This window comes from Pinirhizobacter soli, assembly GCF_015905305.1.
GTDB classification, from domain to species: domain Bacteria; phylum Pseudomonadota; class Gammaproteobacteria; order Xanthomonadales; family Rhodanobacteraceae; genus Pinirhizobacter; species Pinirhizobacter soli.
Genome location: NZ_JADZLQ010000003.1, coordinates 196,838 through 220,641 on the forward strand (window position 1 = coordinate 196,838; position 23,804 = coordinate 220,641).

General features: G+C 64.1%; 22 protein-coding genes. 11 read left to right on the top strand and 11 right to left on the bottom strand.

What is annotated here, in order from left to right; translation table 11 throughout:
- Positions 1 to 42 precede the first annotated feature (42 nt).
- The 5 genes from dctA (at position 43) to NDK18_RS14325 (ending at position 6,564) form a co-directional block, all read left to right on the top strand.
- On the top strand, positions 43 to 1,347 hold the full coding sequence (dctA, locus tag NDK18_RS14305; protein ID WP_250626091.1) for a C4-dicarboxylate transporter DctA: 1,305 nt from the start codon (positions 43 to 45) through the stop codon (positions 1,345 to 1,347).
- Between the two features lie 69 nt (positions 1,348 to 1,416).
- Positions 1,417 to 2,862 carry a carbohydrate porin gene (locus NDK18_RS14310; RefSeq protein ID WP_250628152.1) on the top strand — a complete coding sequence of 482 codons (1,446 nt, stop codon included), beginning with the start codon at positions 1,417 to 1,419 and terminating at the stop codon, positions 2,860 to 2,862.
- Positions 2,863 to 2,890: 28 nt separating this feature from the next.
- Entirely contained in the window at positions 2,891 to 3,610 is a 720-nt protein-coding gene (locus NDK18_RS14315) for a PIG-L deacetylase family protein (RefSeq protein ID WP_284692153.1), read from the top strand.
- Between the two features lie 84 nt (positions 3,611 to 3,694).
- Positions 3,695 to 5,659, top strand: a complete 1,965-nt coding sequence (locus tag NDK18_RS14320; protein ID WP_250628153.1) for a M61 family metallopeptidase — start codon at positions 3,695 to 3,697, stop codon at positions 5,657 to 5,659.
- A 98-nt stretch (positions 5,660 to 5,757) separates the two neighbouring features.
- On the top strand, positions 5,758 to 6,564 hold the full coding sequence (locus tag NDK18_RS14325; protein ID WP_250628154.1) for a hypothetical protein: 807 nt from the start codon (positions 5,758 to 5,760) through the stop codon (positions 6,562 to 6,564).
- Between the two features lie 17 nt (positions 6,565 to 6,581).
- Here NDK18_RS14325 and NDK18_RS14330 read toward each other — a convergent pair whose 3' ends face one another.
- The 4 genes from NDK18_RS14330 to NDK18_RS14345 are packed head-to-tail and all read right to left on the bottom strand — an operon-like array spanning position 6,582 to position 9,923.
- Positions 6,582 to 7,217, bottom strand: coding sequence for a hypothetical protein (locus tag NDK18_RS14330; RefSeq protein ID WP_250628155.1), 636 nt, complete (start codon positions 7,215 to 7,217; stop codon positions 6,582 to 6,584).
- Between the two features lie 38 nt (positions 7,218 to 7,255).
- Positions 7,256 to 8,977 (bottom strand): DUF885 domain-containing protein, encoded by a 1,722-nt coding sequence (locus tag NDK18_RS14335; RefSeq protein WP_250628156.1) that lies wholly within the window; start codon positions 8,975 to 8,977, stop codon positions 7,256 to 7,258.
- A 41-nt stretch (positions 8,978 to 9,018) separates the two neighbouring features.
- Positions 9,019 to 9,723: a helix-turn-helix transcriptional regulator gene (locus tag NDK18_RS14340; protein ID WP_250628157.1), complete on the bottom strand. Its 705-nt coding sequence runs from the start codon at positions 9,721 to 9,723 to the stop codon at positions 9,019 to 9,021.
- Between the two features lie 32 nt (positions 9,724 to 9,755).
- Positions 9,756 to 9,923 (bottom strand): hypothetical protein, encoded by a 168-nt coding sequence (locus NDK18_RS14345; RefSeq protein ID WP_250626098.1) that lies wholly within the window; start codon positions 9,921 to 9,923, stop codon positions 9,756 to 9,758.
- 99 nt (positions 9,924 to 10,022) lie between these two features.
- On the opposite strand from NDK18_RS14345, the gene NDK18_RS14350 reads away from it, so the two are divergent.
- The gene (locus tag NDK18_RS14350; protein WP_250626099.1) at positions 10,023 to 11,039 is read left to right on the top strand and encodes a class 1 fructose-bisphosphatase; all 1,017 of its coding nucleotides are present in this window, start codon (positions 10,023 to 10,025) and stop codon (positions 11,037 to 11,039) included.
- A gap of 11 nt (positions 11,040 to 11,050) precedes the next feature.
- Positions 11,051 to 11,959: a patatin-like phospholipase family protein gene (locus tag NDK18_RS14355; protein WP_250626100.1), complete on the top strand. Its 909-nt coding sequence runs from the start codon at positions 11,051 to 11,053 to the stop codon at positions 11,957 to 11,959.
- Here NDK18_RS14355 and NDK18_RS14360 read toward each other — a convergent pair.
- The 6 genes from NDK18_RS14360 to NDK18_RS14385 all read right to left on the bottom strand — a co-directional run bounded on the left by NDK18_RS14360 (position 11,949) and on the right by NDK18_RS14385 (position 19,354).
- Positions 11,949 to 13,061 carry an S-(hydroxymethyl)glutathione dehydrogenase/class III alcohol dehydrogenase gene (locus NDK18_RS14360; protein WP_250628158.1) on the bottom strand — a complete coding sequence of 371 codons (1,113 nt, stop codon included), beginning with the start codon at positions 13,059 to 13,061 and terminating at the stop codon, positions 11,949 to 11,951. The two genes, NDK18_RS14355 and NDK18_RS14360, sit on opposite strands and share 11 nt — an antisense overlap.
- A 38-nt stretch (positions 13,062 to 13,099) precedes the next feature.
- Positions 13,100 to 13,234 carry a DUF2474 family protein gene (locus tag NDK18_RS14365; protein ID WP_250628159.1) on the bottom strand — a complete coding sequence of 45 codons (135 nt, stop codon included), beginning with the start codon at positions 13,232 to 13,234 and terminating at the stop codon, positions 13,100 to 13,102.
- Entirely contained in the window at positions 13,234 to 14,241 is a 1,008-nt protein-coding gene (gene cydB / locus NDK18_RS14370; RefSeq protein WP_250626103.1) for a cytochrome d ubiquinol oxidase subunit II, read from the bottom strand. Before cydB ends, NDK18_RS14365 begins: the two co-directional genes overlap by 1 nt.
- A gap of 6 nt (positions 14,242 to 14,247) precedes the next feature.
- Positions 14,248 to 15,666 (bottom strand): cytochrome ubiquinol oxidase subunit I, encoded by a 1,419-nt coding sequence (locus NDK18_RS14375; protein WP_284692154.1) that lies wholly within the window; start codon positions 15,664 to 15,666, stop codon positions 14,248 to 14,250.
- 148 nt (positions 15,667 to 15,814) lie between these two features.
- The gene (locus NDK18_RS14380) at positions 15,815 to 17,107 is read right to left on the bottom strand and encodes an NAD(P)/FAD-dependent oxidoreductase (RefSeq protein ID WP_250628160.1); all 1,293 of its coding nucleotides are present in this window, start codon (positions 17,105 to 17,107) and stop codon (positions 15,815 to 15,817) included.
- A gap of 66 nt (positions 17,108 to 17,173) precedes the next feature.
- Positions 17,174 to 19,354 (bottom strand): glycoside hydrolase family 3 N-terminal domain-containing protein, encoded by a 2,181-nt coding sequence (locus tag NDK18_RS14385; RefSeq protein WP_250626105.1) that lies wholly within the window; start codon positions 19,352 to 19,354, stop codon positions 17,174 to 17,176.
- Between the two features lie 283 nt (positions 19,355 to 19,637).
- Between NDK18_RS14385 and NDK18_RS14390 the strand changes: the two genes are divergently transcribed.
- The 4 genes from NDK18_RS14390 (at position 19,638) to NDK18_RS14405 (ending at position 22,185) form a co-directional block, all read left to right on the top strand.
- Complete coding sequence (locus NDK18_RS14390; RefSeq protein WP_250626106.1) at positions 19,638 to 20,210, top strand: TetR/AcrR family transcriptional regulator; 573 nt, start codon at positions 19,638 to 19,640, stop codon at positions 20,208 to 20,210.
- 67 nt (positions 20,211 to 20,277) lie between these two features.
- On the top strand, positions 20,278 to 21,144 hold the full coding sequence (locus NDK18_RS14395) for an SDR family NAD(P)-dependent oxidoreductase (RefSeq protein ID WP_250628161.1): 867 nt from the start codon (positions 20,278 to 20,280) through the stop codon (positions 21,142 to 21,144).
- Entirely contained in the window at positions 21,141 to 21,806 is a 666-nt protein-coding gene (locus tag NDK18_RS14400) for a Rossmann-fold NAD(P)-binding domain-containing protein (protein ID WP_250626108.1), read from the top strand. The genes NDK18_RS14395 and NDK18_RS14400 overlap by 4 nt, the downstream gene beginning before the upstream one ends.
- A gap of 22 nt (positions 21,807 to 21,828) precedes the next feature.
- Positions 21,829 to 22,185: a VOC family protein gene (locus NDK18_RS14405; RefSeq protein WP_250628162.1), complete on the top strand. Its 357-nt coding sequence runs from the start codon at positions 21,829 to 21,831 to the stop codon at positions 22,183 to 22,185.
- An 8-nt stretch (positions 22,186 to 22,193) separates the two neighbouring features.
- On the opposite strand, the gene NDK18_RS14410 is transcribed toward NDK18_RS14405, so the two are convergent.
- Positions 22,194 to 23,804 carry a ShlB/FhaC/HecB family hemolysin secretion/activation protein gene (locus NDK18_RS14410; protein WP_250628163.1) on the bottom strand — a complete coding sequence of 537 codons (1,611 nt, stop codon included), beginning with the start codon at positions 23,802 to 23,804 and terminating at the stop codon, positions 22,194 to 22,196.

Genomic DNA, 23,804 nt, shown 5'->3' on the forward strand with positions numbered 1-23,804 from the left:
TCGCGGCGTGCCGCCCGGCCGTTGCGTGGGTCCTTCCAACTGATGAACAAGATGACAGTCAACGAAATCCATTCGGCCGTGCGCCCACGCCGCCCGTTCTACCAGGACCTCACCTTCCAGGTCGTGGCCGGCATGGTGCTGGGCGTCGGCGTGGGTGCGCTGGCGCCCGACATCGGCAAGGACCTGAAGCCGCTGGGCGACATCTTTATCCGGCTGATCCAGATGGTGGTCGGGCTGATCATCTTCTGCACGGTGACGCATGGCATCGCCAGCGTCCGCGACCTGGGCAAGGTGGCGCGCATCGCCATCAAGGCCATGGTGTACTTCGAAGTGGTCACCAGCATCGCGCTGGTGATCGGGCTGGTGACGATCAACGTGCTCAAGCCCGGCGTGGGCATGCATATCGATCCGGCCATGCTGCATACGACGGCCCACACAGACGCCGCGCCCGCGGCGCCTACCGGCGTGGGTGCGTTCCTGGTCAACCTGGTCCCCAGTTCCGCGCTCAATGCGTTTGCGCAAGGCGACATCTTGCAGATCCTGGTGTTCTCGGTGCTGTTCGCCTGCGGCCTCGCGTCGCTTGGCGAGAAGGCGCAACCGGTGTTGACCGTGGTCGACACGGTGCAGGCCACGCTTTTCTGGATCATCCGCATGGTGATGAAGATCGCGCCGATTGCGGCCTTCGGTGCCATCGCCTTCACCGTGGCGCAGTTCGGCCTGGCCACGTTGCTGCCGCTGGGCGCGCTGGTGCTCGAATTCCTGCTGACCTGCGTGCTTTTCATCGGCCTGGTGCTTGCGCCGATCTGTGCCTTCGCAGGCTTCAACCTGCTCAAGCTGATGCGCTATTTCCGTGAGGAGTTGGTGCTGGTGCTGGGCACCAGTTCCTCCGAAAGCGTGTTTCCGCAACTTACGGCCAAACTCACCAGGCTCGGCGTCAATGAATCGGTAGTGGGCATGGTGCTTCCCACCGCCTATAGCTTCAACCACGACGGTACCTGCCTGTACTTCGCCGCCGTGGCGGTGTTCCTGGCCCAGGCCACGGGCACCGCGCTGGGTTGGGAACAGCAACTTGGGCTGCTGGCGATCCTGCTGCTCACCTCGAAGGGAGGCGCCGGTGTTTCCGGCTCCGCCATCGCCGTGCTCACGCTCACCCTCGCCGCCACCAAGACCATTCCCGTAAACAGCATCGCGCTGATCCTGGGTGTCCACCGGATTCTCTCGGCGTTCTTCGTGTTCACCAACATCGCCGGCAATTGCGTCGCAACCGTGGTCGTCGGCCGGTGGGAAAAGGCCGTCGACCAGGCACAACTGAAACAGCAACTGGACGCGGGCTACCAGCCCGCCTGATCCACCACATCGCAAGCAGTAAGAGCCTCGCGAAGCTTATGGCTTCGCGATCAGGGAGGGACTGTCCAAATGAATCGCATGACCTGTATCGGCATCACCTTATTCGCGCTGGCAGCCGGCTTCACGCCGATGCTCGCCGCTGCCCAGGCCACGGCGCCCGCATCCTCCGCGCCAGCCAGTAGCGCCAGCACCGCCGATCCTGCGTCGCCGGATGCGGACGACACCACAACAACGCCTGCCAATGGCTCGAAGCCCCCGTTGGCGGGGCTGGCGAAGTCCTTGAAAGCCGAGGGTATCAACCTCCGCAGCGGCATCATCGACCAGTACGCGCACAACACCACCGGCGGCATCTATCAGGGCCATACCAACGTCGGCCAGTTCAACATCGGTGCCGACTTCGACCTGGACAAGATGATCGGGCTCACGGGTGGCTCGTTCCACTTCACCGTGTACCGCGACTATGGCGAGAGCCTGAATAAGAACGTCACCGGCACGTTCACCAAGCAGCAGTACATCTACAAGAACGAGTTCTACCGCTGGCACCTGGGACTGTTCGCGTACGAACAGAAGCTGCTGGACGACAAGCTCGACATTACCGCCGGCCGCCTGGGCACGACCACTTACTACGGGCATCTGGTGACCAACTGCCAGTTCGAGTCGGCCGACACCTGCGGCGAGCCAAGAATCCTGGTGTCCGAGGCCGGCTTCAGCCTGCTGCCGTCGGCCACCTGGGGCCTGAACGTCAAGTACAAACCCACCGCGCATACCTATATCGAAAGCGGCGTGTTCGAAGTGAACCCGACGACCTCCGCCAGCAACGGCCTGGATTTCTCCATCGCCAATGCCACGGGCATCACGGTGCCGGTGGAGTGGGCCTGGGCCAAGACCGACCCGGCGACCATCCGTTATCCGTTTGAACTGAAGGTCGGCGCCTTCGTCAGCACCGCGCCCCTGACCGACCCCTACTTCAATACTGCCGGTCGCTCCAAGGCCCTGTATGGCGGCACGGCGCTGACCGTCAACAGCAGCCGCGACGGCGTGTACATCATGGGCGACCGCGTTGTCTGGAGGCCGAACGACGCCAGCGCCCAGAGCTTCAATATATTCGGCGGCATCGTGCAGCAACTGGACGAAGCGGAGATCATGCGCCAGCAGGTCTATACCGGCTTTGTCTGGACCTCGCCCTTCGCCGCGCTGCCGAAGGACACCTTGAACTTCTCGGTCTCCGAGTTTGAGCTCACCCCCCGTGAGCGGGAATTCCTGCGCGACGCCCGCATCAAGAAGGGCGGCCATGGCAGCAACGCTGCTCACCAGACAGCCTTCGAGCTGACCTATGGCTGGCACGTGACCCGCGGCCTGGAGCTGATGCCGAGCGTTCAGTACATCGTGCACCCGGATAACTCCAGCATCACGACCACCAAGATTTTCCCGAAGAACATGTTCGCCTTCGGCCTGAGCCTGCGCTTGGATATCGGCAGCATGCTCGGTTTCGAACGGACAGTCGGGGGAGACTGATTTTTCTACCTGTAGAACGGAAACGATCATGACGAACAAGACAGCATTGGTGGTGAGCGCGCATTCGGCCGACTTCGTGTGGCGCGCCGGCGGCGCGATCGCGCTGCACGCGGCCGCCGGTTGGGATATCACCGTGGTGTGCCTTTCCTACGGCGAGCGCGGTGAATCGGCCAAGCTGTGGCGCAAGCCCGACATGACGCTGGAGAAGGTCAAGGCCGAGCGCCAGCGCGAGGCCGGGAACGCCGCCAGGCACCTGGGCGTTGCCGATATCCAGTTCTGGGATTTGGGTGACTACCCGATCACCCTGTCGACCGATTCTCTATTCCGGCTGGCCGACCTCTACCGTGCCGTCAAACCTTCCTGGGTCATGACGCATTCGCGCCTTGACCCGTACAACGCCGACCACGTGGCCGTGAGCGCCTTCACCCAGGAGGCGCGCATTGTGGGGCAGGCGCATGGGCATAACCCGGGCGTGCCGGTGATCGGTGCACCGCAGGTGTATTTGTTCGAGCCTCACCAGCCGGAGCAGTGTGCCTGGAAGCCGAACGTCATCCTGAATATCACCGAAGTTTGGGAGAAGAAGCGCGCCGCCATCGAGTGCATGGAAGGGCAGGAGCACCTGTGGGAGTACTACACGCGGGTGGCATTGCAGCGTGGCGTCCAGGGCGGGAGGAATTCGGGCACGCCGATGACTTACGGCGAGGCTTACGAAGGGGTATTTCCCTCGGTGGTCAGTACGCTAGGGTAGCTGACGCTATTGCATTCGCTCTACCGCGGGCCTCGGTGCAATGCTACGTTCCGCATCTATCCACATGTCCCCGGAGATTCCCGCATGCCCCGTGCCCTCCTGACTGGCGGTTCGCTTACCGCGACTCGTAAATTCTCACGGTTGTCCCTGGCGCTCGCGATGGCCCTCGCGGCTGGCGGTGCGGCTGCGCAGCCGGAGCCGACGCGCGCCGACAACGTGCCGCCGCCCCAGGACACACCTTACGAGGGCACGATAAACCTTCATGTCGATGCCAACGACACGGTGCAGGGGATTTTCCGCGTCCATGAATCCATTCCGGTTAAGCCCGGTGCGCTGACCCTGCTGTACCCGCAATGGATTCCGGGCGACCACTCGCCGAGCGGCCCCATTGCCATGCTCGCCGGCCTGAAGCTCAGCGCCAACGGCAAGCCGCTTGCGTGGTTGCGCGACAAATACAACATGTACGCGTTCCATCTGGACGTACCCGCGGATGTTTCCAGCATCGATGTGGAATTCCAGTACCTGTCCGGGCGGGCCGACGACGGCGGCTTCGAGATCACCGACCGCATGATGGACATGGAGTGGAGCAAGGTGGGCTTGTATCCAGCCGGCCACTATTCCCGCGGCATCACCTTCGTTCCCAGCATGACGCTGCCGCACGGCTGGCAGTTCGGTACGGCCCTGGAAACCGCCTCGCAGTCGGGCGACACCACCACTTTCAAGCCCGTGACCTTCAACAACCTGGTCGATTCCCCGGTCTATGCGGGCCAGTATTTCAAGCGCGTGGACCTTAATCCGGGCGACAAGGCACCGGTGCACCTGGATGTGTTCGCCGACACGCCGGACGACCTCGAAATGACGCCCGAGCAGGTCGCCGCGCATCGCGCACTGGTGACGCAGGCGGTGAAGCTGTTCGGATCGCATCACTACGATCACTACGATTTCCTGTTCTCGCTGTCCGACCAGCTAGGCGGCAACGGTACCGAGCACCACCAGTCCAGCGAGGACGGCTTGGGATCGGACTATTTCACCGCCTGGAAAGATGGGGCACCCGAGCGTGATCTGCTGGCCCATGAGTACGTGCACTCCTGGAACGGCAAGTTCCGCCGCCCGGCGGACCTGTGGACGCCGAACTTCAACGTACCGATGGCTAATTCCCTGCTGTGGGTATACGAAGGACAGACCCAGTATTGGGGCTTCGTGCTGACGGCGCGATCGGGGATCTGGTCGGCGCAGCAGTTCCGTGACGCCCTGGCCATGACGGCCGCCAACTACGAGCGAAACCGCGTGGGCTTCCAGTGGCGCACGCTCACCGACACCACCAACGATCCCACCATCGCCCATCGCACCAGCCTGCCCTTTCGCAGCTGGCAGATGAGCGAGGAGTACTACAGCGGCGGCCAGATGATGTGGCTGGAGGTGGACGCGAAGCTGCGCAGCCTGACGAAGGACCAGAAATCCCTGGATGATTTCGCACGCGCGTTCTTCGGCGTCGACAACGGCAGTTATGTCACCAAGACCTATACGTTCGACGACGTGGTGGCCGCCCTCAATGGCGTGGCCAAGTATGACTGGGCCACCTTCCTGCATGCGCACGTCGACACCATCAATCCTCCGCTGGAAGACGGCATTGCCGGCACCGGCTGGAAACTGGTCTATACCGATAAGGAAAGCGACTTCGAGAAGTCGTACAACAGCCGGCCGGCACCATCCCGCCACCTGTACAACTTCAGCTGGTCGATCGGCCTGACGATGAACGACCAGGGCAAGGTCAACGACGTGCGCTGGGATGGCCCTGCGTTCAAGGCGGGCGTGAGCACTGGCGCCACGCTGGTGGCGGTGAACGGGAAGGATTATTCCAAGGACGTGCTCAAGAGTGAGATCACGGCAGCGAAGGACGGCAAGGCACCGATCGAGCTTCTGCTGAAGTACCAGGGTAGCTACCGCAAGATTGCCGTGGACTACCACGGCGGCCTGCAGTATCCGCACCTGGTGCGCGTGGAAGGCACGCCCGATTACCTGAGCGAAATTATCGCCGCGCACAAGTAAAAGCCACGCTGGCGGCGCGACGTCGATGTATCGTATGGCGACCAGGTTCGGGGGAGCCAAACGTGCAAAAGCGGTCGGGGTTGCGCAGGGGTGCCGGTTTGCCGGCGCGCCTGGTTTTAACGATGTTTGCTCTCTGGTTGGGGCTGGCCGGTTTCGCCGCCCACGCCGGGGACGTCGTGGTCCGCGAGCAATGCACGATCCTGGTCGCCGGTCATCGCGAAACCTGGCGCCTGGAATGGCAGGGCAAGCCGGTCAAGGCCTGCGGTGCCGATGCCGTCTATATGGCCAACACCTGTCCCTGCTCCGGCCTCGCCTATGGTGAGGCCGGCCAGTTGTGGCTCGTTCGTCGTCGCGGCGGCCGCGATATAGAACACCTGGATCTGACCCCGCTCTTCGGCAAGTTTGATGGCCCCGGCGACGTCGATGGCATGGCCACGGCCCAGCGCTGGCCGATGCGCGATAAGGATTCAGATCGCGAAGCAGACGAAGATCCCAAGCTGATCAAGGATATCGAGCATCGCAAGCCTGTCCGGCTCATGACGTTCGCCGATTACGACCACGACGGCAACGCGACGGAATTCTTGCTACAGGTAGGCACACTTCCGTGTGGCAAGCTCCAGCTTGCCGCCGTTGGCGTTAGCGCCGCCAACTCCCACCTGCACGTCTTCGGAACCGCCGCCCATCCCAACGAACCGTTGATGATGAGCGAATGGGTCTGGGGTGTACTGAAGCGAAGCGGCAAACCCAAGGAGGTCGAGGAGTGGCCCTGCGGCGACCACGGCAGCGATGAATCCGATCGCGTCGTGGTATCGGCCAAACGCGGCCGGATCAACGCCACATCACGCGTGTACGAATGCCGGGCGGATGGGCACCGTGGAAAGTTGACGAGCCAGGCGGCGGAGTGACCTTAAGCGCTTCACTGCTATAAATGGCCATCCTGCGCGTCGATAGCTCGCTCCAGACGACCTCGCTTGACCGACCTGAGCTTCAATGTTCCCCCCACCGCCAGCAACCATGCCACGCCGTACGGGGTCTGAAGAAACTCTGCGAACGCCTCCATCGCGAGAAACGGATTCAGGCCCCCAAGCACAAAAATACTCACTCCGTATCCAGAGACCAGGCTTCCGATGTCCCGCCCAAGCACGTGGCAGGGGTGAATCGCGTCTTCACCAGTGTTGCAACCCAGCGCCCCTACGCCGCCGAGAACCAGAAAGTTGCCCACCAGCGGTAGTGCCAGTAACACGAGCGCGACGATTACGGGAATCAGCAGCCACTTCAGGGCGCGGTTAAATCCACGCAAACGTGGGTCGGAAGACTTTACCCGTGGTAGTGGAGGCAGATTGAGCCAGGGCGGATCTGTGGGCATCACATCTGCCGTCGTAACCTTGGCGCGTCGTTCCATCAACAATGCCTGTAGCGAATAACCCCTTCCTTCGAGAACCTCGAGCAACGCCGCCTCTGCATCGGGAACCATGCCACCAGCGCGGTAGCGCAGCAGCAGAACATTCGTGTCCATGTTGCTGAACTGCTCAAGAAAATCTTCCAGCTGCGGTTTCATGTACTCCCTCCCCCATTCAGTCCATTTGCGAACCTGTACTACCCCTTCTGCTTCGCAATCCACGCATGCACATGGTCCTCAAGCACCGGCAACGGCACCGAGCCAAGCTCCAGCACGGCGTCATGGAACGCCCTCAAATCGAACTTCGGCCCCAGTGCCTGCTCAGCTTCATGCCGCAGCGCCAGGATGCGCAGATACCCCAGCTCATACGACAGCGCCTGGCCCGGCCAGCTGATATAGCGATCCACTTCGTTGACGATCTCGCGCTGGCTTAGCGCGGTGTTCTGCGTCATGTAGTCGATGGCCTGCTGGCGGGTCCAGCCTTCGTGGTGGATGCCGGTGTCCACCACCAGCCGGGCGGCGCGCCACATCTGGTAGCTCAGGTAGCCGAATTTCTCGTAGGGCGTGTGATAAATGCACATCTCCTGGCCCAGGTATTCCGAGTACAACGCCCAGCCTTCCCCGTAGGCGGAAATATAGCTTTCGCGGCGGAAGGCGGGCTGGCCTTTCTGTTCGGCGGCCAAGGCCAGCTGCAGCGCATGGCCGGGCATCGATTCGTGCAAGGTAAGCGCAGGCATCGCGAACAGCGGGCGCGATGGCAGGTCGTAAGTGTTGACCAGGTACGTGTCCGCACCACCGCGGCCAGAGGTGTAGTACGGCGCAATGTCTGCCGGCACCGGCATGATGGCGAAGCGTTGGCGCGGCAACAGGCCAAAGAACTGCCCAAGCTTGCCGTCCACCTGCTTGGCCACCCAGGCGGTGCGCATCAACAGTTCATCGGGCGTCTTCGCATAGAACTGCGGGTCCGATCGCAGGAAGGCGAGGAACTCGGGGAAGCTGCCCTTGAAGCCACTCTCGGCCATCGTCGCCAGCATCTGCTGGTGGATCTTGGTGACTTCCGCCAAACCGGTTTTGTGGATGCTGTCCGGATCAAGGTCCAGCGTGGTGTATTCGTGGATCTGCTGGCGGTACCAGGCCTTGCCGTCGGGCATGGCCTCGGCAGCGAGCGTGGTGCGCGCATGGGGCACGTATTCGTCGTGGAAGAAGGCCAATAACCGGCCATAGGCGGGAATAACCGTTCCGCTGATGGTCTTGCGTGCGCTGGCTTCAAAGCTCTCGCGTTGCGCGGCAGGCCAGGTGACCGGCATGTTCTTCAGTGGCTGGTAGAACGAGGTGGCTTCGGGATCCTTCTGGTTGGCCACCGCGGCGATCGACACATCGCGCCCGTCCAACACGGCGCGCGGCACGGTGAAGCCACGCTTCAACCCCAGGCGCATGTTGGCGATTTCCTGGTCGATGTAGTCACTCACCTGGGCCAGGCGATCAAGGTAGTGCTGCACCTCGGCCGGCGTATGCAGGTTGTCACCACCAAGCTGGTAGCCCACGTCCGACCAGAACGCCGAATCGCTATTGAAGGGCATCTGCCATTGGCCGAAACGTTGGGCCGCGGCTAGGTTGCCGATCTGCTCGCGGTAGATCGCAAAATCCACGCGCGCCGTGGGGCTCAAGGTGGCTGGATCTATCTTCGCCAAGTCAGCCAGCACGTGGTTCCAGTAGTCCAGGCGGCGCATCTGGCCGGCGGCGTCCACGTCGTCCAGCCGGCCGTTGTTGGGCAGCGACTCTCCCGAACTCTGCACGCCCGCCTGGCCGGTGCGCCAGGCGTATTCCCGCTCGTAGATGCGTTTGAAAGCATCGTCGCCCGCCTGCGCGTGCACGGCGAAGCTGGCCACGAGAAGGATACTGGCGAGGATCGGCTTCATGTCATCCCAAGGAAGGCAAGGAAAACCCGATCATCGCATGGCTAATCCATCCCGCCGAACTGCCCGCGCATGGCATCGGTATAGGCGGCCACATCGCGCCCGGGTGCCGGCGTGAACAGCTCGCCCGTCAGCACCACCCCGGACATGCGGTCGGGACGGAAATTGCGAAAGGATTCGCGCAGCCGGCACCAGCCGCCCAGCGTCCAGGCGCAACCCCAGAACGAAAGGCATAGCGGTTCGAATGCCCGGTGCGAGGGACGGCCTTCCTTGTCCGAGTAGTCGAAGGCAATCACCTGGCGCCCGCCGATCGCCCCGTGCAGCAGGTCGATAAGATGGCGGTGGGCCTCGCGCTCGTCGTCCTTGTAGAAGGGTGCATAGATACGCGTACCGGCGGCACGTTCGCGCAGGTCCGGCGGCAGCACGGCCTCGATCTTGGCCAGCGCCGCCGATGCGCCATCGGCCAGGCGGGATCCGGCGAAGGCGCGGGCAAAGCGCGTGCCCACCACCAGAGCTTCAAGTTCGGCCTCGGTGAACATCAGCGGCGGGATGTCCGCGCCCTTGCGCAGCATGTAGCCGACGCCCGCCTCGCCCTCGATCGGCACGCCGGAGAGCTGCAGGTCCGCCACGTCGCGGTAGATCGTGCGCAGCGATACTTCCAGCGTCTCGGCCAGCCGCCGCGCGGGCATGGCCGTGCGGCGGCCACGGAGGCTGTGGATGATGAGGAAAAGACGGTCGGCACGACGCATGCCCCGATGATCGCCCGGCGGCCTGCGGGCGGCTAGTGCGGAACGACCAGGCGGGGTGCTGACCGGCGGTTCTTGCCAGCCTTCTTCTTGTGGCCGCGGGCGGCCTCGGGCGCCAAGGGCGGCAACACGGGGTCAACCACGGTCATGCGGCCCAGGAGGGGCGCATAAGAGGCGACGATGAGGCGCATGATGCGGTTCATGGCGTACTTCCGTTATGGCGGGTAACTCATGCTGCGCGCCCCCTGCTGACAGCGTCTTGTCAGCAGGAGACAATGGCGCGGACATACATAAGGCCCCCCATGAAGTCCATCTCCCTGATCCAGTTCCTCATCGAGGAAAAGCGCGCCGGTCACATCAATAGCGAGCTAAGCCTGCTGATCGAGGTGGTCGCCCGCGCCTGCAAGCGCATCTCGGTGGCCGTGGCCAAGGGAGCCCTGGGGGGCGTGCTGGGCAACGCCGGCACCGACAACATCCAGGGCGAGGCGCAGAAGAAGCTCGACGTGATCTCCAACGAGATCCTGCTCGAAGCCAATGCCTGGGGTGGCCACCTGGCGGCCTGCGCCTCGGAGGAAATGGACGATCCGCAGCCCATCCCCGACGCCTACCCCAAGGGCCACCACCTGCTGTTGTTCGATCCGCTGGATGGTTCGTCCAATATCGATGTCAACGTATCGGTGGGGACGATCTTCTCGGTGCTGCGCTGCCCCGACGACATCGACGAGGTTCTTGCCGAGCATTTCCTGCAGAAGGGAACCGAACAGGTAGCCGCCGGCTACGTGGTGTACGGCCCCAGCACGCTGCTGGTGCTGACCTTTGGCCACGGCGTGCACGAGTTCACCCTCGACCGCGAGCACGGCAGCTTCGTGCTCAGCCGCCGCGGCATGACCATCCCCGCGCAAACGTCCGAGTTTGCCGTGAACATGGCCAACCAGCGGCATTGGGAAGCCCCCATGCAGCGCTATATCGGCGAACTGCAGGCCGGCTCCACCGGACCGCGCGGGCGCGATTTCAACATGCGCTGGGTGGCCTCGATGGTGGCCGATGTGCACCGCATCGTTACCCGCGGCGGCGTGTTCATCTACCCGTTGGACGCCCGCATCCGCGAGCAGGGCGGCAAACTGCGCCTGATGTACGAAGCCAACCCCATGGCCTTCATCGTGGAACAGGCCGGCGGCGCGGCCACCACCGGACGCGAACGCATCATGGGCCTGCAGCCCACCGGCCTGCACCAGCGCGTGCCGGTGTTCTTAGGCTCCAAGGACGAGATCGACGTGGTCACCCGTTACCACCTCGAATCCGACGACAGCCGCGCCTGATTCCCCATCCGATGAAAACCCTGCGTACCCTGCCCCTCCTGGCCAGCTTGCTGCTGGCCGGCTGCTTTGGCCAAGCCGACGTCAAGCCCGTCGCTCCCCCGCCCACACCCGCGAAGATTCGCATCGGCCTGGCACTGGGTGGCGGCGCCGCCAAGGGCTTCGCCCATATCGGCGTGATCAAGATGCTCGAGGCCAGCGGCATCCATCCGGATGTGGTGGCCGGCACCAGCGCCGGGAGCGTGGTCGGCGCGCTGTACGCCAGCGGCATGGATGCCTTCACCCTGCAGGAGCAGGCCTTCTCGCTGGATGAAGCGAAGATCCGCGATGTCGGCTTCTTTGGCGGCGGCCTGGTGAAGGGTGAACTGCTGCAAGACTATGTCAACACGCTGGTCAACCAGCGCCCGATCCAGGGCTTGCGCATTCCCTTCGCGGCCGTGGCGACCAACCTGCAGACCGGCGACCGCGCCGTGTTCGTCAGCGGCAACACCGGCCAGGCGGTGCGCGCGTCCAGCTCCATCCCGGGCGTGTTCCAGCCCACCGACATCAACGGCGTGCCCTACGTCGATGGCGGCGTGGTGAGCCCGGTGCCGGTGGACGCCGCCCGGCAGCTTGGCGCCGACATCGTGATCGCGGTGGATATCTCGGCCAAGGCCAGCCCTACGCGGCCGGAAGGCATGATGGGCGTGGTCGGGCAGTCGATCACCATCATGGGCCAGAAGCTCGGCGAACAGGAACTCGCGCGCGCCGACGTGGTGATCCGGCCGAAGGTGGGCCAGATCGGGCCCACCGATTTCGATGCGAAGAATATGGCCATCCTGGAAGGCGAGCGTGCTGCGTTGGCGGCGATCCCGGCGATCAAGGCAGCGATTGCGGCCAAGCAGGAGTCGCGTGCGACCCCTGCTGCCAACGTCAGTAAATAATCACCGAGCGGATGCTCTTGCCTTCGTGCATCAGGTCGAAAGCGTGATTGATGTCTTCCAGGCCCATGGTGTGCGTGACGAATGGATCGATCTTGATCTCGCCACCCATGTAGCGGTCGACATAACCCGGTAGCTGCGAGCGGCCCTTCACCCCGCCGAAGGCCGAACCGCGCCACACGCGTCCGGTCACCAGCTGGAACGGGCGGGTGCTGATCTCCTGGCCCGCGCCGGCCACACCGATGATCACCGACTCGCCCCAACCCTTGTGGCAGCACTCCAGCGCCGCGCGCATCAGGTTTACATTGCCCACGCATTCGAAGGAATAATCCACGCCACCATCGGTGAGATCCACGATCACCTGCTGGATGGGCGTGTCGGGATAGTCCTTGGGGTTGATGCAATCGGTGGCGCCGAGCATGCGCGCCATGGCGAACTTCTCGGGGTTCACGTCCACCACCACGATGCGCCCGGCCTTGGCCATCACCGCGCCTTGCACCACCGAAAGCCCGATGCCGCCTAAACCAAAGATGGCCACCGACGCGCCCGGCTCCACCTTGGCGGTGTTCAGTACCGCACCGATGCCCGTGGTAACGCCACAGCCGAGCAGGCACACCTTGTCCAGCGGTGCGTCCTTGTTGATCTTCGCCAGCGAGATCTCCGGCAGCACGGTGTATTCGCTGAAGGTGCTGGTGCCCATGTAGTGCAGCAGCGACTTGCCGTTGAGCGAGAAGCGGGATGTGCCGTCCGGCATCACGCCGCGGCCCTGCGTGGCGCGGATCTTCTGGCAGAGGTTGGTTTTTCCCGACAGACAGAATTTGCACTCGCCGCACTCGGGCGTGTACAGCGGAATCACATGGTCGCCCACCTTGAGGCTGGTGACGCCCTCGCCGATTTCCTCGACGATGCCGCCGCCCTCGTGGCCCAGGATCACCGGGAAGGCGCCTTCCGGATCGGCGCCGGACAAGGTGAAGGCATCGGTATGGCACACGCCGGTGGCGACGATGCGCACCAGTACTTCACCGGCCTTGGGACCTTGGACGTCGATCTCTTCGATGGAAAGCGGTTTGCCGGCCTCGAAGGCCACGGCGGCGCGGGATTTCATGGGCTTGATGCTCCGTTGCAAAAGCGCAAACCCGAAGTCTAGCGCACCGCGTTCAACACCAGCACCCGGAAAATCAACGCCACGATGCCCACCGCCAGCACGCCGCCGGCGTACAGCAACACGAACCAGCCCAGCCGCTTCCACGCTGATTGTTTGGTAGCCTGCGCGTCCATCAGTGGTAACCCTCGTCACCGTGACGCACCTTGCCGCGGAACACCCAGTACGAAAGCGCCGTATAGGCAAGGATGATCGGCAGGATGATCAACACGCCCACCAGGGTGAATACCTGGCTGGAATGCGGCGAGGACGCCTGCCAGATGGTAAGGGAGGGCGGGATGATGTTCGGATAGATGCTGATCAACAGACCGCTATAGCCCAGGAAGATGATGGCCTGCGTCAGCAGGAACGGCCGCCACTCGTGCGCGCTGTTCGCCCCACGGATGATCCCGGCCACGCAGGCAAGTACCAGGATCGGCACGGGCGCGAAGTAGAGGAAGTGCGCGCCGCTGAACCAGCGGTCGGCGATATACGAATGGCTTAGCACCGTCCACAGGCTTACCACGCCGATGATCGCCAGCAGGGTCAGCGCCAGCGGCTTGAGCATCAGCCGCATGCGGCGTTGCAGTTCGCCATCGGTCTTCATTACCAGCCACGCGCAGCCGGTGGTGGCATAGGTAACCAGCAGGCCCAGCCCACAGAACAGGCCGAAGGGCGACAACCAGCCATAGGGGCCGCCCACGTATTTTCCATCGACGATATCGATGCCGCGCAGCAAGGTGCCCAGGATCAATCCCTGGCAGAAGGTGGCAGTGGCCGAGCCCAGCATGAAGGCCAAGTCCCACAGGTGCTGCGTGCGATGGGCCTTGGCGCGGATCTCGAACGCCACGCCGCGGAATATCAGTCCGCACAACATTGCCACCAGCGGCAGGTACACCGCCGGCAGCAGGCTGCTGTAGGCCACCGGAAACGCGGCGAACAGGCACGCGCCACCCAATACCATCCAGGTTTCGTTGCCGTCCCACACCGGGGCGACCGTGTTGAGCATCACCTGCCGCTCGCCTTCCTGGTTGAAGAAGGGAAACAGCAGCCCGATCCCCAGGTCGAAGCCGTCGAGCAGGATATAGAGGAACACACCAAGGCCGATGATCGCGGCCCACACCATGGGAAGGTCGATATGCATGGCCGTCTACTCGTCGATGGGGTCGGTGGGACGGGACATCGGCCGATGGTCGTAACGCGCGCTGCCCTTGCCGGTATCGCCGCGACTATCGCCGTCGCCGTCGTGCTCCAGCGACGGACCCTTGCCCATCAGCTTGAGCATGTAGTAAATGCCGGTGCCGAATACCAGGAAGTAGACGATGACGAAGATCATCAGCGAGGTGCCCACCTGCTCCGCCGACAGCGCCGACGATGCATCGGCCGTGCGCATCACGCCGTAGACCACCCAGGGCTGGCGGCCCGCTTCCGTGGTGATCCAGCCGGCAAGCAACGCCACCAGGCCCGAGGGCCCCATCGCCAGGGCGAAGTGCTGCAACCATCGCGATTCGTAGAGCCACTGCTTGCGCCGCAGCACCAGGCCACACACGCCCAGCAGCAACATCAAAAGGCCCATGCCCACCATGATCCGGAAGCTCCAGAACACGATGGTGGAGTTCGGGCGATCTTCGGGCGCGAATTCCTTCAGGCCCCTGATCTCGCCGTCCCAGCTATGCGTGAGGATCAAACTGCCCAGGTGCGGAACCTTCACCGTGTAATCGGTGCGCTCGTTCTTCATGTCCGGCCAGCCGACCAGGTTGAGCGAGGTACCGCCCTTCTCCGTTTCCCACAGGCCTTCCATCGCCGCGATCTTGGCCGGCTGGTACTTGAGCGTGTTCAGGCCGTGCGCGTCGCCCACGGCAATCTGGACCGGCACCGTCACCAGGATCATCCACATCGCCATCGAGAAAGATTTCTTTACCCCGGGATCGCGCCGGCCGCGCAGCAGGTGCCACGCACCGCAAGCCGCCACCAGCGTGGCCGAGACGATGAATGCGGCCAACGCCATGTGCGCCAGGCGGTACGGGAACGAGGGATTGAAGACGATCGCAAACCAGTCCACCGGGACGATCCTGCCGTCGACGATGTCGAAACCCTGCGGCGTCTGCATCCAGCTGTTGGACGACAGTATCCAGAACATGGAGATCAGCGTGCCCACGGCAACCATCAAGGTAGCCAGGAAATGCAACTTCGGGCCCACGCGGTTCCAGCCGAACAGCATGATGCCGAGAAATCCCGCTTCGAGGAAAAACGCGGTAAGTACTTCGTAGGCAAGCAAGGGCCCGGTAACGCTGCCCGCCACGCGCGAGAAGCCGGCCCAGTTGGCGCCGAACTCGTAGCTCATCACCACGCCCGATACCACGCCCATGCCGAAACCGACGGCGAATATCTTCGACCAGAAATTGAAGAGCTCGCGGTAAACCGTTTTGCCGGTGCGCAGCCACAGGCCCTCGAGCACGGCCAGGTAGCTTGCAAGCCCGATGCTGATGGCCGGAAAGATGATGTGGAAGGAGACGGTGAAGGCGAACTGCAGCCGCGCCAGGGTCAGGGCATCGTTGGCGACGATCATGGCCGCGGTGATCCCAGGGCAGCTTCAACGAGGATGCACGACATGATCACAACCCCTTTGTGCGATGCGGCCAGCATACGCCCGGGCCGCCACCCCGCGCGCGGGTGCGGCGTTTTGCGCTGCCGGCACGCTGCGGCAAGCTGTCGCGTCAGTGCAGCTTGAGCAGCGGACGCGTTCCCCGCGTAAGCAGGCTGCCCAGCATCAGCAGGCCGGTTTTCATCCAGCCGAACAGCGCCACCTGGTGCATGCGGTAAAGCGAAATGTAGACCACGCGGGCGAGTTTGCCTTCCACCATGCGGCCACCGAAGAGGTCGCCGACGGCGTCATGGGAGGCCAGCGACACCAGTGATCCGTGATCGACATAGACGAAGGGCTTCATGGGCTTGCCTTCGACACGGCGGATGAAGTTCGCGGCAAGCACGCTGGCTTGCTGATGGGCCGCTTGCGCCCGCGCCGGCACGATGCCACTGCGTCCGTCGCCCAGCGGGCACGCCGCGCAGTCGCCGAAGGCGAACACCGATGGATCGCGCGTGGTGGCCATGGTGGCATCCACCACCAGCTGGTCGGCGCGGTTGGTTTCAAGGCCATCGAGTTCGCGCAGGAAGGCCGGTGCGCGAATCCCCGCGGCCCAGACCACGAGGTCTACGGGAAAGCGCTGGTCGTCGCCCGCGTAGACGGCGCCGGCTTCCACCCGGCGCACGGGGCATGCGGTATGCACCTGGACGCCGAATTCCTCGCGCAGCCGCGTGGTCACTGCGTGTCCGATGCGCTCGGGCAACGCCGGCAGCACGCGCGTGCCGGCTTCGAGCAGGGTGATCTCCAGAGATACTTTCTCAGCGTCGCCTGAGTAGTGCGAATAAAGGTTGGCTGCATCGCGCAGTTCCGCAGAGAGCTCAACGCCCGTGGCGCCGGCGCCCACCACGGCCACCCGTACCGGGACGCCATCGTTGCGCGAGTGCGCGGCGATGAAGCGATCGCGCAGGCGACGGCGCAGGGCTTCAGCCTGTTCGCGGGTATCGAGGTAGATGGCATGCTCGCGTACGCCGGGTGTGCCGAAGTCGTTGCCCGTGCTGCCTACCGCCAGCACCAGCGTGTCGTAGGGCAACACACGCGCCGGCATCAGTTGCACGCCATCCATATCTATCTGCGGGGCCAGGCGCAGTTGCTTGTTGGCGCGGTCCAGGCCGTCCATGCGGCCGTATTCGTACTCGAATCCGTTCCACGTCGCCTGCGCCATGTAGTTGAGTTCTTCATGCGCGGCGTCGAGGGACCCTGCCGCCACTTCATGCAGCAGCGGCTTCCATACATGGGTGAGTTCGGCATCCACCAGCGTCACCGCGGCCACGCCCGGCTTGCCGAGTTTCCGGCCCAGGCGCGTGGCCAGTTCAATCCCGCCGGCGCCACCACCGACGATGACGATGCGATGCGGGTTCTGTGTCACGCGGGGCTTCCTTCGGTTACATGCACCGGCACACGCTAGCGCGACGCATGTAAGAAACTCGTCGTGTCAGGCTGGGAGCAGTTCGAATTCCACCGGTTCGCCGGTGGTGGCCGAAGGGGACACCCACACCTGGAAGACGCCCGGTTCGGTCACCGGCCGCGCGTCGGCGCCGGCAAAGGCCAGGTCGTGGCGGGTGAGGGCGAACTCCACTTCCCGCGTGGAACCTGCCGGGATGGTGACCTTCGCAAATCCCTTCAGCTCGCGCACCGGACGCACGCGGCTGGCCACCTTGTCGTGGATATATAGCTGCACGGTTTCTTCCGCATCGCGCTCGCCGAGGTTGCTCACCTTGCAACGGATGGTAAGCACCTCGTTCCAGCCCACGCGCGTGCTGCCGAGGGCGGGTTGGGCATAGGCGAAGCGCGTATACCCCAAGCCATGGCCGAACGGGTACAGCGCCTCGTTGGTGAATTCACGCCAGCGGGATTTAAAAGCGTACGGTTGACCGGCGAGCTCGGGACGGCCCGTGCGGCGGTGGTTGTAGTAGTACGGCTGCTGGCCGGAATCCTGCGGGAAGCTCACCGGCAGGCGTGCGGAAGGCGAATAATCACCGAAGACCACATCGGCCACGCCGGGCCCCGTCTGGCTGCCCAGGAACCAGGTCACAAGGATGGCCTGGGCATCGCGCACGGCGCCCTGCAGCGCCAGCGCGCGGCCATTGCGCAACAGCACCACCACTGGCTTGCCGATGCTTGCGATGGCTTCGGCCAGCGCCTGCTGCACCGCCGGCACCACGATCTGCGTGCGCGACTGCGCTTCGCCGGAATACACCTGCGGTTCGCCGATGGCCAGCAGCACCACGTCGGCGGCCTCGGCGGCGGCGATGGCCGCGGCAAAGCCACCGGGCAGTTCCGTTTCGAAATCGCAGCCCGGTTCCACGCTCAGGCCGCTTGCGTCGTCCATGGCCTGGCGCAGGCCGTCTTCCAGCGTGACGTGGCGCGCGTCATCGCCGAACAAGGTCCAGCAGCCTTCCAGGTTCAGGCGGTCGCTGGCAAAAGGCCCAATCAACGCGATGCGTTGGCCGGACTTCTTCAGCGGCAGCACATCGCCTTCGTTCTTCAGCATCACGATCGATCGGCGCGCGGCATCGCGGGCAAGGGCGGCGTGTTCATCGCGCGTGATATCGGCGGCTTCGCGAGCGGCGTCGAGCGAACGGTAGGGATCGTCGAACAATCCGACGGTGTTCTTGATGTTCAGTACGCGGCGAACCGAATCGTCGAGCATCACCTCGGGCACCTCGCCGGTGGCCACGAGGTCGGGCAGGTGATCGGCGTAGAAGCCGCTCTGCATGCTCATGTCTACGCCGGCGGTGAAGGCGAGCTTCGTGGCATGGCGCGCGTCAGCGGCAAAGCCGTGGGCGATCAGTTCCATGTCGGCGGTGTAGTCCGACACCACCAGCCCGGGGAAGGCCCACTCGCCGCGCAGCAGGTCGGTCAGGATTTCGCGGTTGGCCGAAGCCGGCACGCCATTGATGTCGTTGAAGGCGCTCATGGTGGTGATGGCGCCGGCATCGAAGGCCGCCTTGAACGGCGGCAGGTGTACTTCGTGCAACGTCTGCTGCGAGATGTCCACGCTGTTGTAGTCCATGCCGGCCTGCACCGCACCGTAGGCGACGAAATGCTTGGGCGTGGACAACAGGCTATCGGCGGCGGTGAGGTCGGTGCCCTGGAAGCCGCGCACGCGTGCCTCGGCGAAGCGTGAGCCAAGGTAGACATCTTCGCCCGCGCCTTCGGCCACGCGGCCCCAGCGCTGGTCACGGGCAATGTCCACTGCGGGCGCATAGGTCCAGTGGATACCCGCCGCCGTCGCTTCCACCGCCGCGGCGCGGGCCGTGCGTTCGGCCAGTGCCGGTTCGAAGCTGGCGGCTTCGCCAAGCGGAATCGGGAAAACCGTACGCATGCCGTGGATCACGTCCGCGCCGAACAGCAGCGGGATGCCCAGCCGGCTCTCTTCCACCGCCACGCGCTGCGACTCGCGGCCCGCCGCGGCGCCGACGCCATTGAATAGCGCGCCCACTTTGCCGGCGCGGATCTGCTCGAGCACCTGGGCGGCGTCGCGGGCGTTGGCTTCCGGATTCACATCCGGTGCGAACGGACGCAGCGCATCGGCGAAGCACCCCAGCTGGCCGACCTTCTCATCGATGGTCATGGAAGCGATGAGGGCATCGATCTCGGCGGGGCTTTTCATTCGGCGGACGGACCTGCAAAAAAATGGCGCGCCGGCACGGGGCGCGCTTGGCCATGCTCCCCTTGGGCGGCACGGGCGTAAACGTTTACGCGCATTAGATAGCTTTCAGCCCGCCCAATCAACCCGCTCCAACCCCACTAGGGGTCAGAGTCATTATCAGTGGCCCATGGCGCGCGGCGGCTTTCCGACAATGACTCTGACCCCTAGTGGGGTTGGGGCGGGCCTTGTATTTGTGGAAGAGCGCCTATATGATTGAGTACACACTCACTTAAGTAGCCCGCTCATGGCTCGCCCCCGTAGTACCGACAAGCGTAATGCCATCCTTGCTGCCGCCTCGCGCGTCATGGGCGAGCTTGGCCTGTCGGCGCCGACGGCGCGGATTGCCAGGGAGGCCGGGGTGGCCGAGGGTACGCTGTTTACCTACTTCGCCAGCAAGGATGTGTTGCTGAATGAGCTTTACCTTGAGCTGAAGGATGGCCTTCGGATGGCCATGCTTGGCGGTTATCCGGACACGGCAAGCCTGGAGGAACGGGCGCGCCACGCCTGGTCGGGCTATGTGGCCTGGGGCTTGGAGCATCCGCAGGAGCGGAAGGTGATGGCCAAGCTCACCTTGTCGGACCGGATCACGCCGGAGACGCGGGCCACGGGTTCGGCCGCGTTCAATGCCATCACCATGGCCCTGCGTGAAGTCACCGCCGCCGGTCCCATGGCGGTCCAGGGCGAGCGGTTCGTCGGGGCGATCATGACGTCGCTGGCCGACACCACGATCGAGTTCGTGGCGGCCTATCCGGACAAGGCCTCTGAATACGCTGAAGCAGGTTTCCGCGCTTTCTGGCTGGTTGCTTCCGGCCACTGAAACTTCCGTTTTCTTTCTTTTCATAAATGAGTGTCCAAACACTCAATATCCACTGGAGTCAGTCTATATGAGCAAGATCTGGTTCGTTACCGGCGCATCCCGCGGCCTGGGCCGTGACATCGTCGAAAACCTTTTGGCGCATGGCGAGACCGTCGTCGCCACGGCGCGCGATGCCACCACCCTGGATGACCTCGCAAAGGCCCACGGCGACGCCCTCCTCGCTACCCGCGTGGACGTTACCGATGCCGCCTCGATCAAGGCCGCGGTGGACGCCGCCGTGGCGCGCTTCGGCCGCATCGACGTGCTGGTGAACAACGCCGGTTATGGCGAAGTGGTGCCCTTCGAGCAGATGGACCCTGCTGAGTTCCGTTCGCAGATGGAGACCAATTTCTTCGGCGTGGTGGAAGTGACGCGCGCGGTGCTGCCGGTCATGCGCAAGCAGCGGTCCGGCTTCATCATGCAGGTGTCCTCTGTCGGCGGTCGCATGGGCACGCCGGGGTTGTCGGCCTACCAGTCGGCGAAATGGGCCGTGGGTGGCTTCACCGAAGTGCTGGCGCGCGAGCTTGAGCCGCTGGGCATCCGCATCACCACGCTGGAGCCCGGTGGCATGCGTACCGGTTGGGGCCAGCGGGCGCGCGGCAACCGCCAGCCGGTGATGCCCGACTACCAGGCGTCGGTGGGCGCGCTGAACGACATGCTGGCGCAATACGTCGGCAACGAAACGGGCGACCCGGCCCGCGTCGCGGAAGTCATCCATCGCCTGGCCGACCACCCCACCCCGCCGCTGCACTTGCTGCTGGGCAGCGACGCCAGTCGTAACGCCGGTGAAGTCGATGCCCTGCGTGCGAAGACCGGCGCCGCCTGGAAGGCGGTGAGTGAATCCACGGACTACACTTCCGGTCTGATCCCCGCCTTCCCGGAGTCCGTCGGATGAACATCCTGATTTTCGGCGCCACCGGCATGGTCGGACAGGGCGTGCTTCGCGAATGCCTGCTGTCGCCGGAAGTCACCTCCGTCCGCGCCGTGGTGCGTTCGAGCACCGGCGTGGTCCATGACAAGTTCAAGGAAATCATCCACGGCGACATGTTCGACCTGTCGCCCGTGGCCAGTCGGCTTGGCGGCGTGGATGCCTGCCTGTTCGTGCTCGGGGTATCGTCCTTCCGGATGAAGGAAGATACCTACACGCATCTCACCTATGACCTGACCATGTCGGTGGCGACCGTCCTGGACCGGCTCAACCCCGGCATGCGCTTTGAATACGTCTCCGGCGCCAGCACCGACAGCACCGAAGAGGGCAAGTCGATGTGGGCGCGGGTGAAGGGTCGCACCGAGAATGCGTTGCTGCGTCTTTTCCCCGGCAGGGCTTTCATGTTTCGCCCGGGCGTGATCCAGGCGCTCAACGGGGCGAAGACGAAGACACCGCTGTATAACGCGCTCTACATCGTGCTGGCGCCGGTCGTCGGCCTGTTGCGCCGCGCCTACCCCCGCACCATCCTCGACACCGAGCGCGTCGGCCGGGCAATGGTGAACGTGGCGGCGCGGGGATTTTCCAAACCCATCCTTGAAACCGGCGACATCGCCGACGCGGCCGGTTAACCATTCAACACGGAGACGAGCTATGCCAGTCACGGGAATCGGCGGTTTCTTCTTCCGGTCGAAAGACCCCAAGGGCCTTCGCGCCTGGTACGCCCAACACCTGGGCGTCATCGGTGAAGGCTGGTCGGGCTGGCAGCAGCAGGCCGGCACCACCTTCATCGAGCCCTTCAAGCACGACACCGACTACTTCGCCGCGGACAAGCACTACATCCTGAACCTGCGCGTGACCGAACTGGACGCCCTGGTCGCCACCCTTCGCGAAGCCGGGATCGAGGCGATCACCAAGGACGAATGGAATTCCCCCGAGACCGGACGCTTCGCCCGCATCCACGATCCGGAAGGCAACCCCGTTGAACTGTGGGAGCCTCCCGCCGAGTAAAGGCGTGGCTAGAAGTGCACGGCCACGCGGAAATCCGCGCGCCAGCTGTCCTGGTCGGGGATGACCTTGGTGAAGGCGTGCGCGGCATCGACGTTGAAGCTCAACCACTTGCGGTAATTCCACACCACCCCGAGGCCGGCGCCGGTGATCTGGCGATCCTTGGGGAAGGCCTGGTACACCGCGCCATGGTCGGCGAACACGTAGGCATCGGTGGGGCCGAGCGGATGGTGGATTTCAAGATCCAAGTAATAACCCTTGGTGCCGGCCACGATGCCGCGGTCGTAACCGCGCACGCTGCCGACGCCTCCCAGCTGGAACAGCGACGAGGAAGGCAACGCGTCTTTCGAGGTGAACTGCCAGCCTGCATCCAGCCGCAGGGCAAACGCACCGCCCAGCCGCTGCACACCGTCAAAACTGCCGGTGGCCGTGAGGAACGAGCCACTGCCAGAAATCGGCTGGTCGGCATTGAGATGATTGATCTGCTGCACGAAGGTCCACTCGCGGCCTTCGACACGGTGGTTGAGGCTCACGCCGACCGACACGCCATTGGTGGTGGTATCGGACACCGCCGTGCCTGAAATCGAGGTATCGGACTTCGACTTCAGCAACGAGGCTGTACCTTCCAACAGCCAGCGCTGGGTGGCGATGAAGGGCTGGGTCCAGTCCAGCGACATCACCGACGAATGGCCGGTGATGTCCAGGTCGCGGAACGCGCCGGTAACGATATCGATCTGACTGCGCGAATAACTCACGCCAAGCCGGCCGTCACTGGGCGTGACGATGGCCGAATACGCCAGCTGTCCATCGGTGCCACCGCGCGACTTGGCGATGTTCACGTCCAGCCGATCGCTCACCCCGAACAGGCCGTCCATATGCCCGGCCAGGCCCAGGCGGGTGTTGCCGCTGGTGTCCACACCCGCATTGTCGACGAAGGCATCGAAGCTGTAGGTCTTGGGTTCGGCGACATCCACGATCACGTCCGTCTGCCCGCGCTCGGTACCCGCCTGCATCAACGCAGCCAGGGTGAGGTTGCTGGTGCGGTTGATGTACACCATGTCGTCTCGTAGGACATTGGCGTCGAGCAGGTCGCCGGGCTGGGTACGGATGCGCCGGCGCACGAAGTCCTCGTGGGTACGCTTGTTGCCTTCGATGGTGAGCTTGCCCAGATGGCCTTCCACCATGTCCACATGCACCACGCCACCCACCACCGGCTGGCGGCTGAGCACCGCCCGTGCCGTGGTGATGTTGCGCTGGGTATACAGCGCATTCACCCCGTCGACGATGGCGTTGAGTTCGACGGCGCCGACGGACTTGCCAATGTAGGGCTGTGCCACGGCCGCCAGTGAGCCTTCATCGATGAAGGCCGACTGATTGAACTGCACGGCGGTAAGTTCGAAGCGCGCGTCGCTGCGCACGCCCGACTTGTTCGCCGGGGTGTCCGTCGGCAAGGGATTGTCCGTACGGGTGGGCACGGGCGGCGCCTGGCGATCCTGGTAGTACTGGTCGGTGCGCTGCGCCGGCGTCTGCAACGGCGGCGTGGTGGACTGGGCGAACGCTGCATTCGCAGGGACACCTGCAAGCAACAACAGACAGGTGCAGGCTTGGGCCTTGCGATTCAT